Here is a 13,535-nt window from a genome sequence, read left to right on the forward strand (position 1 = left end):
GGACTCTCGATAGATTTGAGGGTGCTCCCACCATTTCCTCAGTTCTTATCCACACATTCGTAACGGCGATCTATTCATGCGTAACATCATGCGATTCATGGCACTGGCGGCACTTTCCGTCTCTTTGTTCAGTGCCGAGGCCAAAGCTCAACAAGTTAATTTGACCTTTGGAACCGACAACAACATTAATTTGATCGAGAACCTGGCTGATCAACGAGTTGATTTTTTCATCAACGACATTGCCGGCAAGAACTACGACGTCTTTGAACTTTGGATTCAAATTGGCGATGGCGGCACGGTCATTGGCGGAAGCGACACCGGTCCGCGTCTAACGGGCGTTGACCTCGGACCAGGCACGATCTTCGAAGGCGGAGTTCGCGGTGGCGGATTGGAAGCCAGTCAAACTGATTTGCTGTGGGCTGACTACATCGATTCAGCGGTCGCAACCGACGACGGCCTTGGTGGAACACTAATTTTTGATACGACTGGGTTCCTCGCCGGCACGACCATCGACATCCGCTTTGAGGGAATCGACATTGGCGGAGACATCTTTAACACCAACTTCCGCAACGGGATTGATAACGTTGACGAAATTGTCGCCCCGTCTTCAAATGGTGTCATCCGGGTCATAAGCGCTGTTCCGGAACCAGCAAGCTCGGTCGTCATCCTCGCGGTTGCAGGACTGATCGGCGTCCGTCGACGTCGCTAGTCACGATTGGCGAATCAGTAGCAGCCAGCGACGCTGCACCCTTTGACAAAACAGCCTTCCTGAATTCAACTTCAGGAAGGTTTTTTTCGTTGTTCGCCAACCCATAAATTGCAGGGCACCGCCATGCCGCTGGTCAAAAGAATCCTCGTTGCCGGAGGCGCCGGCTTTCTCGGCTCTCATCTTTGCGAACGGCTCGTCGAACAGAAGCACGATGTCATTTGCCTGGACAACTTTTTCACCAGTCAAAAATCCAACGTTGTCCACCTGCTCGACAACCCAAACTTTGAGCTGATTCGACACGACATCGTTTCCCCGATCTTGTTGGAAGTGGACGAGATCTACAATCTTGCCTGTCCCGCAGCACCCGGTCACTACCAGTACAATCCCATCAAGACGATGAAGATCAGCATTCAGGGCTCGATCAATCTTCTGGGCATGGCCAAACGTTGCAACGCCAAGATTTTTCAGGCTTCGACCAGCGAAGTTTACGGTGACCCGGAAGTTCATCCACAGCCCGAATCCTATCGTGGTTGCGTGAATCCAATCGGGATTCGTGCCTGTTACGACGAGGGAAAGCGTGCTGCAGAGACGCTGTTTTTTGACTACCACCGCATGCACAAAACGAACATTCGAGTTTGCCGAATCTTCAACACTTACGGTCCTCGCATGCATCCGTTCGACGGACGCGTGGTTAGCAATTTCATTCGTCAGGCACTTGGCGGCGAAGACATCACGATTTTTGGCGACGGTTCCCAGACGAGATCTTTCTGTTATCGCGATGATCTGGTCGAAGGTTTTCTTCGGTTGATGAATGCTCCTGACGACATCGTCGGACCAATCAACCTTGGCAATCCGGGCGAGTATTCGATCCTTGAGCTGGCTGAGCTGATTATCGAGATCGTTGGCAGCAAGTCCAAACTGGTCCATCGCGAGCTTCCTCCGGACGACCCAACGCGAAGACAGCCGGACATCACGTTGGCTAGAAAACATCTTGATTGGGAACCGAAAGTACCTCTTCGGGAAGGCCTGGAGAAAACGATCGAATGGTTCCGGACTATCGAGATGGAACACTATCGCCCGCCGACTCCAAACTTCTAGCGAATCGAATGTCATCCTTGAAGCACTACGACCTGATCGTGATCGGTTTTGGCGGTGTCGGCAGCGCGACGCTGTACCACGCTGCGAAGAAGGGCTGGACTACGCTAGGCATCGACCAGTTTGGCCCGGCTCACAACAAAGGCAGCTCGCACGGTCAGACGCGGATCATCCGCAAAGCCTACTTTGAGCACCCGAACTACGTGCCGTTGGCGGAAGAAGCGTTCGAACGGTGGGACGAACTCAACAAACGCCACCGGACGCGACCAGAGACCAAGCCACTTTTCGAGCAGGCGGGCGTGCTGCAAATTGGCCGACCAGAAAGTGAGGTCATTAACGGCGTGTTGCGGAGCGCGAAAGAGCACGATTTAAAGCTGGAGCAATTTACGCCAGAGCAGATTCACCATCGCCTTCCCATTCTCAACGTTCAGCCGGATCACATCGGATTGTTCGAACCTGAAGCCGGATTCCTCCGCGTAGAACACTGCGTCGCAGCACATTTGGCTCAGGCGAAAAAACGCGGGGCTGAACTGATCAGCGACTGCACGGTCGTCGACTGGAACGCTTCAGAAAGCGGCCTTGAAGTTCGAACAGAAAATGGAACGTTTCGTGCTGACCGACTGGCCATTTGTGCCGGAGCGTGGTCAGCTCGATTCTTGCCCGGAATTAACATTGAACTGAACGTCATCTCCAAACAGCAGAATTGGTATCAGATCGACCGGATTGAACAAAAGTACGTAAACGACTTTCCGGTTGTGTTCATCGAAGAGGACGATGGCGAGCAGTTTTATTGTATTCCGGAACTGGATTCCCACGGCATGAAAGTTTGTCGTCACACGGGAGGCGACGTTGTGGAGGACGCCGACGGACTCGATCGGAAAGTCGACCAGGACGATCTGAACCGAAATGAAGCTTTCATGGATCTCCGCTTGCACCACAGCAAACATCGACTCGTGCATAGCTCGACTTGCATGTACACCATGTCGGCAGACGGACACTTCATCATCGACAGGCATCCGCAACACGCTAACGTCGCCTTCGCAACCGGTCTTTCGGGACACGGTTTCAAATTCACGCCAGTGCTGGGGCATCGGATGGTTGAGATGCTCGACGGGCAGTGCGACTCGCAAATAGACTTTCTTTCGCTCGATCGTTTTCGACAAGTGTAACTATCGCGCGAAGCCCCGTTTCGAATCGGCACGTCGAATTGCGGTAATCAGCGCACAGAGTTAAAACATGCGTTCAAGAAAAACTCGGCTTGGTGAAAGCGAAAGCAGGACATGATCAATCTGGAAGCAGACGTCGTAGTAATCGGATCCGGTCCCGGCGGCGAAGGGGCTGCAATGCAGCTGGCCAAGCAGGGAAAACGCGTCGTCGTGATCGAGCGATATGAGAAAATTGGCGGCGGCTGCACGCACTGGGGCACGATTCCCAGCAAGGCGCTTCGATTTTCGATCTTTCGGCTGACTGAATCACTGAACAATCCGCTGCTGATCGACTGCGGCGTGAAGGCTGAACCGACGATTGCCCAGCTGACGAAAACGGCGGCCGATGTTAGCGCCAAACAGGAGTCGATGCGAAAGACTTTCTACAGCCGAAATAATGTCGAAGTTATTTCTGGACATGCCAGATTCGTAGACGCCAACACGATTCAGGTCGAAGGCGGACCAACGATCAAGACAACTCACGTCGTCATCGCAGTTGGTGCACGCCCGTATCACCCGGCGAACGTTGACTTTGCACACCCGCGGATTTTCGACAGCGACTCGATTTTGTCACTGGACCACAAACCGAAATCGATGACGATTTACGGTGCCGGCGTCATCGGTTGCGAGTACGCGTCCATGTTTCGCAACCTTTCGATCAAGATCAATCTGATCAACAGCCGCAGCGGACTGTTGGACTTTCTTGACGACGAAATCTCGGACGCGCTGAGCTATCACATGCGGGAACGCGGCGTCGTGATTCGTCACAACGAGCAGTTCGACCGAATCGAAGCCGTAGAAGACGGTGTCATTACGCATCTGAAAAGCGGCAAGCAAGTCAAAACAGATTGCTTGTTGTGGGCTGCCGGGCGAACCGGAAACAGCAACGATCTCGGACTGGATACCGTTGGCATTGAGCCTGACAATCGGGGCTACATTCCAGTCAACGAAAAATTTCAGACCTCTGTCGAGAACGTCTACGCGGTTGGCGACGTGATCGGATTCCCTTCGCTGGCGTCGGCAGCTTACACTCAGGGTCGCTCAGCAGGTAAACAGATTCTGGGTCATGCGACCGAGAAGGATCAGCGAATTGCAAAAGAGATTCCGGCAGGAATTTACACCAGCCCGGAGATCAGCTGTATCGGGAAAACTGAAAGGCAGCTGACTGAGGAAAAGGTCCCGTACGAAGTCGGAAATTCGAATTTCAAGTATCTCGCCAAAGCCCAGATCATCGGCCAGTCGATTGGGATGCTGAAACTCCTCTTCCACCGCGAGACGCTTGAGGTGCTTGGCGTACACTGCTTTGGCCCAAATGCTTCGGAAATTATCCACATTGGCCAGGCGATCATGTATCAGCAGGGCGAAGCCAATTCGCTGAACTACTTTCTGGATTCGACCTTCAACTACCCGACGATGGCTGAAGCCTATCGAGTCGCGGCGCTCAACGGCTACAACCGGCTGTTCTAGGCTGGCCGGGACGAGCCGCGAACCGGATCGTTTGCTGGGGTTTAGCTGAGACTCTTTCGGGCGTCCGCACCTGTTGGATGCCAGATTCCGCTCTCTGGGCAAAAATCGACGGTCAAACCCTGGACTGATGGGCGTCGACTTCTGATTGATGTCGGCTCAGCGAAGGCATCGACGCAGAGATGCTCGGCAGGCGGAGATACGGGATGGGCTGCGGCCTGTGACGCTTAATCGGTTTCTGCCGACCGTTTCGTTATGGACATCTGGTCAGATAACACCGCAACCGCGCTCACCCTAACCGGGGAAATCCCCAGAGTTGTTGGCGATTGCGATTGAATTCGGACGGCATTTGAACAAAATCAAATTGAAACAAGCCGAGGTTCAAGTAGATTATTCTGTGGGCATCTTCCACTTCCACCTCGGTACGCGGTGAGCAAGTTCGTCCGAAGTCCCCAACCAGTAGGCAATTTAAGGAACTGAACATGGGCCGTCCAGTCGTTGAACACTTCAACACAAACATCTTTCTCAACTCCGTTATCAATGGGGAAGACCTCTTCTCGACCATTGATCCAGACGGGGATGTGATCTCCTTTTTTAGAGTCGAAGATTACCAGGACGATCCGACCGGCGGGTTCTTTCGTCTCAACGGCGTCGCGATCCCCAACGGTACTCAGTTTCGCGTTGAAGCCGAAGATCTTCCGTTTCTGGAGTACGTCAGCGGTTCGCGCATTGGCTGGGAAGGCTTCCGCGTCATCGCAGTAGATGTGAATGGCGAGTTTTCGACAGCCGCCGATTCCGGTCGCCTGTACACGGTTCGAGAAAACGTCACGAAACCGAGAGTTCAGAACTTGCCGTTCGATGCGCTTGCTGATGAAGCAACTGCAGTCGCGTCATTCATCAAGGGCTACGATCCTGACGGCTACCCGATTACACAATTCTACATTCGGGATCGCAGCGTTGATTTGGGCTTCCTGACGCTTGACGGTGAAGCACTTGCTCAGGGCGAGTACCATTTAATCAAAACGGAAGAGCTCGAAGGGCTCTACTACAACACAACCGGAGCGACGTCTTCTGAGAAGTTCGACATCTTCGCTTACGACGGCGAGCTTTGGAGCGAGCGCGGCAGCTACGATGTTGGAACGACTGCCAACGTCAACCGTCCCGTCGCCCAGTTCACTCGAGGCGATGTAAATTCCCGCGACATCATCGCGATCGAGCCACTGGCAAACATCACCGACGATGATGGCAACTCGATCAAGTGGTATGAATTCTGGAACACCAGCCCGCACGCGGTGCATGGCGACCTGCTTCTCGATGGTGTGGTCCAACCTCGCAAGGAATGGATTCGCGTCGAAGCAGATCAGCTCGACGATCTGGAGTTTCTGGCTCCTGATCGCGACTTTGTTCAGCAGATCCGGTATCGCGGTTACGACGGAAAATACCAAAGCGGAAACGGAACGATCTCGATCACGACGACTTACGTTCCGCCACCGATTCCACCTAGCATTGAAGCAGTCGTTCCCAAAGTGGACGTTCGTCAGCTTCAGACTTTCGAAGTCGACTCACTTTTCACCGTTAACGAGCCAGGCCTTCCTGCGACAGAGTTTCAGATTTTTGACGGTAATTCCGACTCCTTCTCGGGCGAGTTCCTGCTCTTCAATTCTCCGCTTGCCACGGACGTTGTTCACACGTTGACCCCAGCGGAATTTTCAGTCGTTGATTACATTTCAGGTCCCTACATTGTTCGTTCCAACGAAGGCATTTACGCTCGTGTCGGAAACGGCGACTGGAGCCCTTGGGCTCGAATTGAAATGCACACGGAACCTGAGTTCGACCAGGCCTTTTTCACCAATCAGGTGAATCCAGTCAGTTGGGTTCCGATTCTCAATCAGGGAACCGAGGTCACGCGACTGACTTACAGCTTCATGCAAAACTTTCCTGACTACGAAACGGGAGAAGCGGTCAACAACGACGATCCACCAGAGCAGTTCTCGCAGTTGACGCCCATCCAGCGAAACGCCGTTCACATGGGATTCGAAAATCTCGAGCAATTCGCGAACGTTGAGTTTGTCCAAGTTTCTGACACATCCACCAACGAGCTTGGCCAGCGCGGCGGCCTCTTGCGAATTGGCAACTACTTTGTTGAAGACTCAACTGCTGGTGCGTTTGCGTTCTTCCCATCAACGGCTCCGCAAGGTGGCGACATTTGGTTGAATCTCGGTTCAATCTCCACAACGGACATGAGCCAGGGGACTTATTCGTACACAGCGTTCATACACGAGGTTGGCCACGCGATGGGGCTGAAGCACCCGCACGGCGGAAACTCTGCGTATCAGCCGGGTGGTCAGGAAGCGGCTCCATGGCTTCCTGATTCAACGGATGATCAGCGTTTCTCAGTCATGACTTACACGTTTGGTCCTGCGTTCGCGTGGACGTACCAAATTTACGACATCTACAACCTGCAGACTCTGTATGGTGCGAACATGTCGTACAACACTGGTGACGATGTCTATAGCTACGATTCGCTCGGCGGCAGCCCGGATGCCCTACAGGCGATTTGGGATGCTGGCGGAAATGACACGCTTTCTGCTGAAGGGGTCACGACGGCGTCACTGCTTGACTTGCGTGCGGGTCAGCTAAGCAACCTTGGCAGCTTTACGACCAACATCGGGATCGCATTTAATGTCGACATTGAAAACGCAATTGGCGGCGACGCAAGCGATGTCATCACAGGCAATCATGTCGACAACGTGCTTGACGGAGGCCTGGGCAATGACACTATTTGGGGCGGTAGCGGAAACGACTTCATGACCGGCGGAGCTGGTAGTGACACGTTTGTCTTCGGAGTTGCCGATCAGAACGACACCATCGACGAGCAACGCCTCGCAGGTCGCGACACCATTCGACTCGCCAATTTCCCTCAGCTCGATAGCCTGGAAGAAGACATTCGTTTCAGTTTCGAAGGCCGTGACTTGATCATCGACTTGAGACTTGATGGTCAGGACGTGAGCGATGGAACGCTTCGCATCGTCAATCAGACGTGGGGAGGCTCTCGCATCGAATCGCTGGAACTGAACGGGACACTGATCGACCTGTCGGACCTGTCGCAACAGGTCACCGCCGGGAATGACACGTTCCGAATCACCGAAACGACCAGCAACTTCGGCAACCTGGCTGTACCAGTTTAGGTTTCCGAGAACGATCGAAAAGCGAAAGGCTCGCCCCCTCAGGCGAGTCTTTTTTCGTTTCTCAGAGCCAATAATCCCTGCTGCGTGGGGCCTACGCGTCTTCGACGGGAGGCTGTGGCACGTTCTTTAGGTCCAGCTTTTCAACGTCCGGAGTCGTTGGGATATTCATTTTCGGGGCCGCAGGGGTCACCGGATCAACTTCGTTGATCGGCGCGACGACTGGTTCCTGTTCTGACGATCCTGAATCAGATGAGCCGCCTGGAACCTCTGGTTCGTAGACTTTCCATTCATACTTGCACGTCGGACATTCGTAAGTCTTCGATCCCAACACGTTGACAACGCGGACTTTGGCTTTGGTCGGAGGACAGGACTTTTTCCAAGGCAGTCGAACCGGCGGAATGCAAATTTCCTCTTGCTTGACTTCGTAGCACTCCTTCTTCTCGGTCGACTTCTCAACTTTCAGATCGCAGAAATCACAGTCGCACTGCGGACAAACCGTTTTGGATCGAATCAGCTTTCGACGCGGCATCGGCGTCTTACAACTGCACGGCTTTCGACCACAACCGCAAGCCACTCTGGATACCGGGGCGGCGACAGGAGCAGGGACGACTTCCGGAAGCATCTCCGTCGAAATCAGAATGTCAGAGGTTACAGTTTCCCGTCCACCGGTCGCGGCAAGACACGCTTCGCAGTTGCAAGGCTTCTTGGGCTTAATCGTGGAAGCAAGCTTCTTTACCGGGAACAGTTTTCCTTTTAGACATCCAGAGCATTTTGCGTTTCCGCATCCACACGATTGGCTGACGATCTGAGCCTGCAGACGGGATGTGTCGGCCTGCGTCGACATGAAAAATGTGAATACGAGGCAGAACGCAATTATGATTTTTGAAGATTGATTCATCATTTCTTCCGATTCGAATCCGTGAAAAAACGGCAGTATGGTTTGACGGTAGTTCTTGAGACGGCGGACTCTAAAAGTCGACCATGAAGCGGACACCGACGGCGTTGTACTCACCACCGACGTCCGTCGTCGCCGGACGATTGATCTCGCCGAGAATGTAGTTGAACTGCATTCGGGCGTAGGGATTCCAGTACCAGTTGGTCGCGAAAGTAAGCGAGTCTCCCTGGCCTCCGATGATGTCCTGATCCGTGAGGTCAGCCCACGAGTAACGAACTGCAGTTTGCCAGGCACCAAGACCACGTTTTACGTCGCCTTCACAGTCACGAACAGAAAAGAAGTTTTCGAATGGCTTAAGCCTTCCAAGCACGCCTCGCTCACGATTCCACGGCATATGCTCACCGGTCAGCATGTAGGCTGCCTGAACGTAGCCGCCATCAAAGCGAAGGTTCTCGCCGATCGCATCCACACGGTTCACGCCCACAGTCATGTATTCACCTGAAAGTTGAAACGCTCCCGCATTGAAGACGGCCTCAAGTCCCAGCAGATTGTTGGTGTCGGCTCCGAGAATTCGGCCCGTATCCAGCCAGCGATTCTTGTGACGCGATTCGGCTCGAGTCCGATAGCGAGCAGCATTGTCCGCAGTCGCTGTGCTTCCATCCGGCCAACCGTAGGATCCGGAAACACCGAGATGCAGATAGCCACGACCGCCGGACGTTTCATCGTACCAGGGAGTCAACGCCAGTCGTCCGGCAATCTCGGGCTGATAGTGATCGCTGATGAAGCCGATGCCTTCCTGAGTCAATTCCTGATGCCATGCTCCGAATCGCCAGTTCGCTGTTTTGCTTTTATTGAAACCGTTGGACGAGATTCCGATACGGCGGGAGTCCTGGTTGAAAGCTTCAACGATATATGGTCGCTCAATAAAAATGTTGTAGCGACTGCTATTGAGGTGATCGTAGCCGTAGGGGCGTTTGTGATTACCGATCAGAATGGTGTTAAACAGAGGGGTGTCGCGAAATCCGATGTATGCGTCCCGGTATGATGGATCGTTGCCTCCGGCAAATTCACCTTCGTACTTGTAGAACATGGTGTCATTCAGATCACCGCTAACTCCAATTCGCATCCGGCGAAACGCGACACGATCCTCCGGATCTTCTCCTTCCAAAGCAGCGATTCCGTCTTCCGCATCCGGAAACGACCACCAGTCAAGATGGAGTCGTCCGAAGATCTTCATCTTTGGTTTTTTGTGTCCGCTGATGACGAAGCCGGGAATTTGACTATCAATATCTTCGATCGAATCGCCCTGAACTTTGACAGAAGACTCGATCGCGGTTAGGCGCTTGTCGAAGGCGGTATCGGACTTCCGAGAATCGTTGGCACGCTCATCATCAAGCTTCTCTTTGAGGTCGTATTCCAGCTCTTCCAACCGAGCTTTCATCTCCTCAATCTGTTCCGCGAGCGAGGCCTCTTCCTGCCCCGCGGTACCATCATCCTGCAACTTCCGAAACGTCACGGGATACGCGTTGAAGTCCTGTGCGGTTGCATTTGACGTGAACGCCATTGCGGCCAAAGCAGCAACGGCAACGACGTAGTTTGAAATTATTCTGGGCATTACACCGACCGATTAATGCGAAAATGGTGACACTTTGAGTATTTCGGACGGCTCCGGTTTCCAAGACAATTTAGAACGACAAGAATTATCAATTCCCGGAGAATGATCGGTCTCGACCATCAAAAGTGGCAGATTTTAAACCGGCAAGACGACGCAACCCGAAAACTCTAACGGGACGACCCATTTCAATCCTTCAGCCCGCACTTTGCCAATTTGACGATTTCTACTGCAATTTTGCCTGACCGAAAAAGTCAACCAAAGCTGTCGGTTCACAGCATGTTCTCCAGAACAACGTTGGACTAACATGGGAGCATCAACCCTGACATGACCTGACCGAAAGATTCTCATGCTTCGATTCCTCGCACTGGCTTTACTGCTGGCGGGCTCAAACTGCTTCGCCAACGACTGGATTGAACTCAGCCAAGGCGATTCCCTTGATGGCTGGAAACAAGTCGGAGGTGAAGCAACTTTCGTTGTCAAAGATGGGGTCATCACCGGCACTACGGGTCCGGGAGATAACTCATTTCTAACGACGGGACCTTACTCCGATTTCGAGCTTGAATTCGAAGTTAAATGTGATCCGGAATTAAACTCTGGTGTTCAGATTCGCAGCCACCAATACGCCAAAGATTCGCCCCAGGAATCCAAACCCACGCGAATTCGAAAAACCGGCGAGACGTTTGGCTATCAATGCGAAATCCGCAGTGATGCGCAGGGCGATCACGGCTGTGCCGGGAATTTTTGGGATGAAGCTCGTCGCACAAGATGGCTGGACGATTCCATCGACGGGGCTGAAAAGCAGAAGGCGTACCGGCCTGGAGAGTGGAATCAGTTCCGTGTTCTTGCGAGGGGAAGTCACATTCAAAGCTTCATCAACGGAGTCGCTGTCGCCAATTTCAACGATGGCCGGGACGCATCGGGATTTATTGGACTGCAGGTTCACAAGATCAAGCAAGGCACCGGTCCATTCAGCGTTTCGTGGCGAAATGTGAGAGTGCGTGAATTGCCCAAGGCCAAGCCTCTATTGTTGGTCAGTGCTTCGTACGGCAAGAACATGATCGCGATCTGCGAGCTCGATGGGACGGTCGTATGGAAACACGAAACCGCTGGTCCGACAGAAGGACACGCGGGACACCACGAAATTCAAATGCTTCCCAACGGCAATATTCTCTATCACGACGACTGGGATGTGGTCAAGGAAATGAAACTCGACGGCACGGAAGTCTGGAAGTACGCCAGCTCCAATGTTCATGCCTTTACGCGGTTGGCGGATGGCAACACGATGATCGCAGAGTCAGGTCGCCAGCGGATCATCGTGGTCGACGCGGAAGGAAGCATCGTCAATTCCACGCCACTCGGAGATCAGGGACGGGGTCACACGCGACAGGCAGAAGTTCTTTCCAATGGCAACTATCTGGTTTGTGCAGAACAGCCCGGTGTGGTCACGGAGTACGACGTCGAAGGTAACATCGTTTGGGAATACGAAATCGGAACTCGCGTTTACGGTGCGATTCGTCTGAGAAATGGCAACACGTTAATCTGTTCGGGCAGCGGCAATTCAGTCGTTGAAGTTTCACCCGAAAAGAAAGTTGTTTGGGAGATCAAAGGCACAGTGCCCGAAACCAACATTGATTTGAAATGGACCGCGTGCGTTAAGGAGTTGCCTGACGGGCAGATTGTCATCGACAATTGTCACGCCGGACCTGACAATCCGCAGTTAATCAAGCTCGACGCCAATCGAAAAGTCGTCTGGAACTTCAACCAGTTTGATTTGGTCGGCAACGGAATGGCTTGCTTTGACTACATCAATGGCGAACAAGCAGCCAAAGTCCGAGAAATCATAGCAGGGTTGAAATAGGTGGCCTTCATTCCTGAAGGTCACGTTTGCGACTTCAGCTTTTGAAAACCGGCAGCCAAACTTTCAACCAGTTGATCAACTTCGTCTTTACCCAACACGGTTGAGAGCGCGGCGGAACAGGTGCCAATCATCATGAAACCATGGTGATAGAGATGGTCGACCAGAAAGTTAATCTTCTGGACTTCGTCAGCATCCTGCCAGGCCGAGCGATACTCAGTCGGCGTTTTTGATTTGAGATACACGCGGAACATTGATCCGGCTCCAGTGACGCAAGCTTCGGTTCCAGTCGAGTGAATCGCCGCTTCGATCTCCTTGCGAGCATAGTTGCCCAGCAGATTCAGCTGCTCAACCGCGGCTCGATCAAATCGTTCCATCGCGACCAGACCGCCCGTCATCGTGATTGGATTCGCGGAGAAAGTACCGGAAAACGGAAACGGCAGACGGTCTTTCGTTGGATCCAAACAGGCCATGAATTCGTCTTTCCCAGCCAGCGCACCAACCGGAAACCCGCCGCCGATGATCTTTCCCAGAGACGTCAAGTCTGGCTGAACGTTTGGATACCAGTCGCAGGCTCCGCCGTATCCCATGCGGAACGAGATGACTTCGTCCAAAGCAAACAAAGCACCGTTCTCTGTCGTCCACGCCCGGATGGCTTCCATGAATTCCGGCGTAGCGGGAACCAGACCGGCACGATGCGGAAGAGGATCAATCATCACGCACGCCAGTTCGTCTTTGTGCTGATTCAGCAGGTCGATTGTTTGATCAACGTTGTTAAACGGAACGATGACGACATCTTCGAGAGCACGCTGCGGCGTTCCTCTGGCCAACGGAACACTTGCAGGACTATCTGCCAAGCCCCAGTTTTCTGGCTTCGACTTTTGACTGACTTCTGCATAGTCGTACGTGCCATGGTAGGCACCTTCCGACTTGGCAATCTTTGGCCGACCGGTAATCGCACGTGCTGCTTTGATCATCGCCATCACGGCTTCGGTTCCGGAGTTCATAAACCGAATTTTCTCGAAGCTCTGGTTGCGGCTACAGAGGTGTTGAGCAAATCGCAACTCCGATTCGGTTGCCATCGAAAACGCAGTCCCGCGTTGCAACTGTTCAGTGACCGCGCTGACGATCGCGGGATGAGCGTGACCATGAATCAGCGATGCCGTATTGTTGGCAAAATCTATACGAACCGTTCCGTCGATGTCGGTGACATGGCAACCGGTTCCGGCCGTGGCATAGTCCGGATGTGGCTTGCGGCAGATCATGTTGCGGCTAACCCCGCCGGGCAGAACTTTGATCGCCTCCGCGTACAGCGAACGACTTTTTGAATGGGTTTCCTCGCTCATTGGCAAACTCGTCGTGACTAAATTCCGTCTGGCTCTATGGCGGAGACAGGAGCCAAGTCAAAATCTAAAAGTGAATTCGAATCGTCGAGAGATTCGGCAGAGCTGAGGTTTCTCAAGCACCTGAAATTCGCAGCGGCGCCAAACAACTTGCTCGCTGAAGAAG

9 protein-coding genes are annotated in these 13,535 nt (G+C 53.1%); 6 read left to right on the forward strand and 3 right to left on the reverse strand.

Annotation, left to right across the window (positions count from 1 at the left end; genetic code table 11):
• Nucleotides 1–76 precede the first annotated feature (76 nt).
• The 5 genes from MFFC18_RS17000 to MFFC18_RS17020 all read left to right on the forward strand — a co-directional run bounded on the left by MFFC18_RS17000 (nt 77) and on the right by MFFC18_RS17020 (nt 7,661).
• A complete protein-coding gene (locus MFFC18_RS17000; protein ID WP_075086181.1) occupies nt 77–709 on the forward strand; it encodes a PEP-CTERM sorting domain-containing protein in 633 nt (210 codons plus the stop codon).
• 123 nt (nt 710–832) lie between these two features.
• Complete coding sequence (locus MFFC18_RS17005; protein ID WP_202907587.1) at nt 833–1,807, forward strand: UDP-glucuronic acid decarboxylase family protein; 975 nt, start codon at nt 833–835, stop codon at nt 1,805–1,807.
• Between the two features lie 8 nt (nt 1,808–1,815).
• Nucleotides 1,816–2,973 (forward strand): N-methyl-L-tryptophan oxidase, encoded by a 1,158-nt coding sequence (solA, locus tag MFFC18_RS17010; RefSeq protein WP_157665241.1) that lies wholly within the window; start codon nt 1,816–1,818, stop codon nt 2,971–2,973.
• A 111-nt stretch (nt 2,974–3,084) separates the two neighbouring features.
• The gene (gene sthA, locus MFFC18_RS17015; protein WP_075086180.1) at nt 3,085–4,476 is read left to right on the forward strand and encodes a Si-specific NAD(P)(+) transhydrogenase; all 1,392 of its coding nucleotides are present in this window, start codon (nt 3,085–3,087) and stop codon (nt 4,474–4,476) included.
• A gap of 479 nt (nt 4,477–4,955) precedes the next feature.
• Complete coding sequence (locus MFFC18_RS17020; protein ID WP_075086179.1) at nt 4,956–7,661, forward strand: M10 family metallopeptidase; 2,706 nt, start codon at nt 4,956–4,958, stop codon at nt 7,659–7,661.
• Nucleotides 7,662–7,752: 91 nt separating this feature from the next.
• On the opposite strand, the gene MFFC18_RS17025 is transcribed toward MFFC18_RS17020, so the two are convergent.
• Complete coding sequence (locus MFFC18_RS17025; RefSeq protein WP_148618947.1) at nt 7,753–8,559, reverse strand: hypothetical protein; 807 nt, start codon at nt 8,557–8,559, stop codon at nt 7,753–7,755.
• 70 nt (nt 8,560–8,629) lie between these two features.
• Nucleotides 8,630–10,171 (reverse strand): OprO/OprP family phosphate-selective porin, encoded by a 1,542-nt coding sequence (locus MFFC18_RS17030; protein WP_075086177.1) that lies wholly within the window; start codon nt 10,169–10,171, stop codon nt 8,630–8,632.
• Nucleotides 10,172–10,517: 346 nt separating this feature from the next.
• Between MFFC18_RS17030 and MFFC18_RS17035 the strand changes: the two genes are divergently transcribed.
• A complete protein-coding gene (locus MFFC18_RS17035; protein WP_148618948.1) occupies nt 10,518–12,029 on the forward strand; it encodes a family 16 glycoside hydrolase in 1,512 nt (503 codons plus the stop codon).
• 20 nt (nt 12,030–12,049) lie between these two features.
• Here the strand turns inward: MFFC18_RS17035 and MFFC18_RS17040 are convergent, their stop codons facing one another.
• Entirely contained in the window at nt 12,050–13,372 is a 1,323-nt protein-coding gene (locus MFFC18_RS17040; protein WP_075086176.1) for an aspartate aminotransferase family protein, read from the reverse strand.
• Nucleotides 13,373–13,535 lie beyond the last annotated feature (163 nt).

The organism is Mariniblastus fucicola, from assembly GCF_008087665.1.
Taxonomy (GTDB): domain Bacteria; phylum Planctomycetota; class Planctomycetia; order Pirellulales; family Pirellulaceae; genus Mariniblastus; species Mariniblastus fucicola.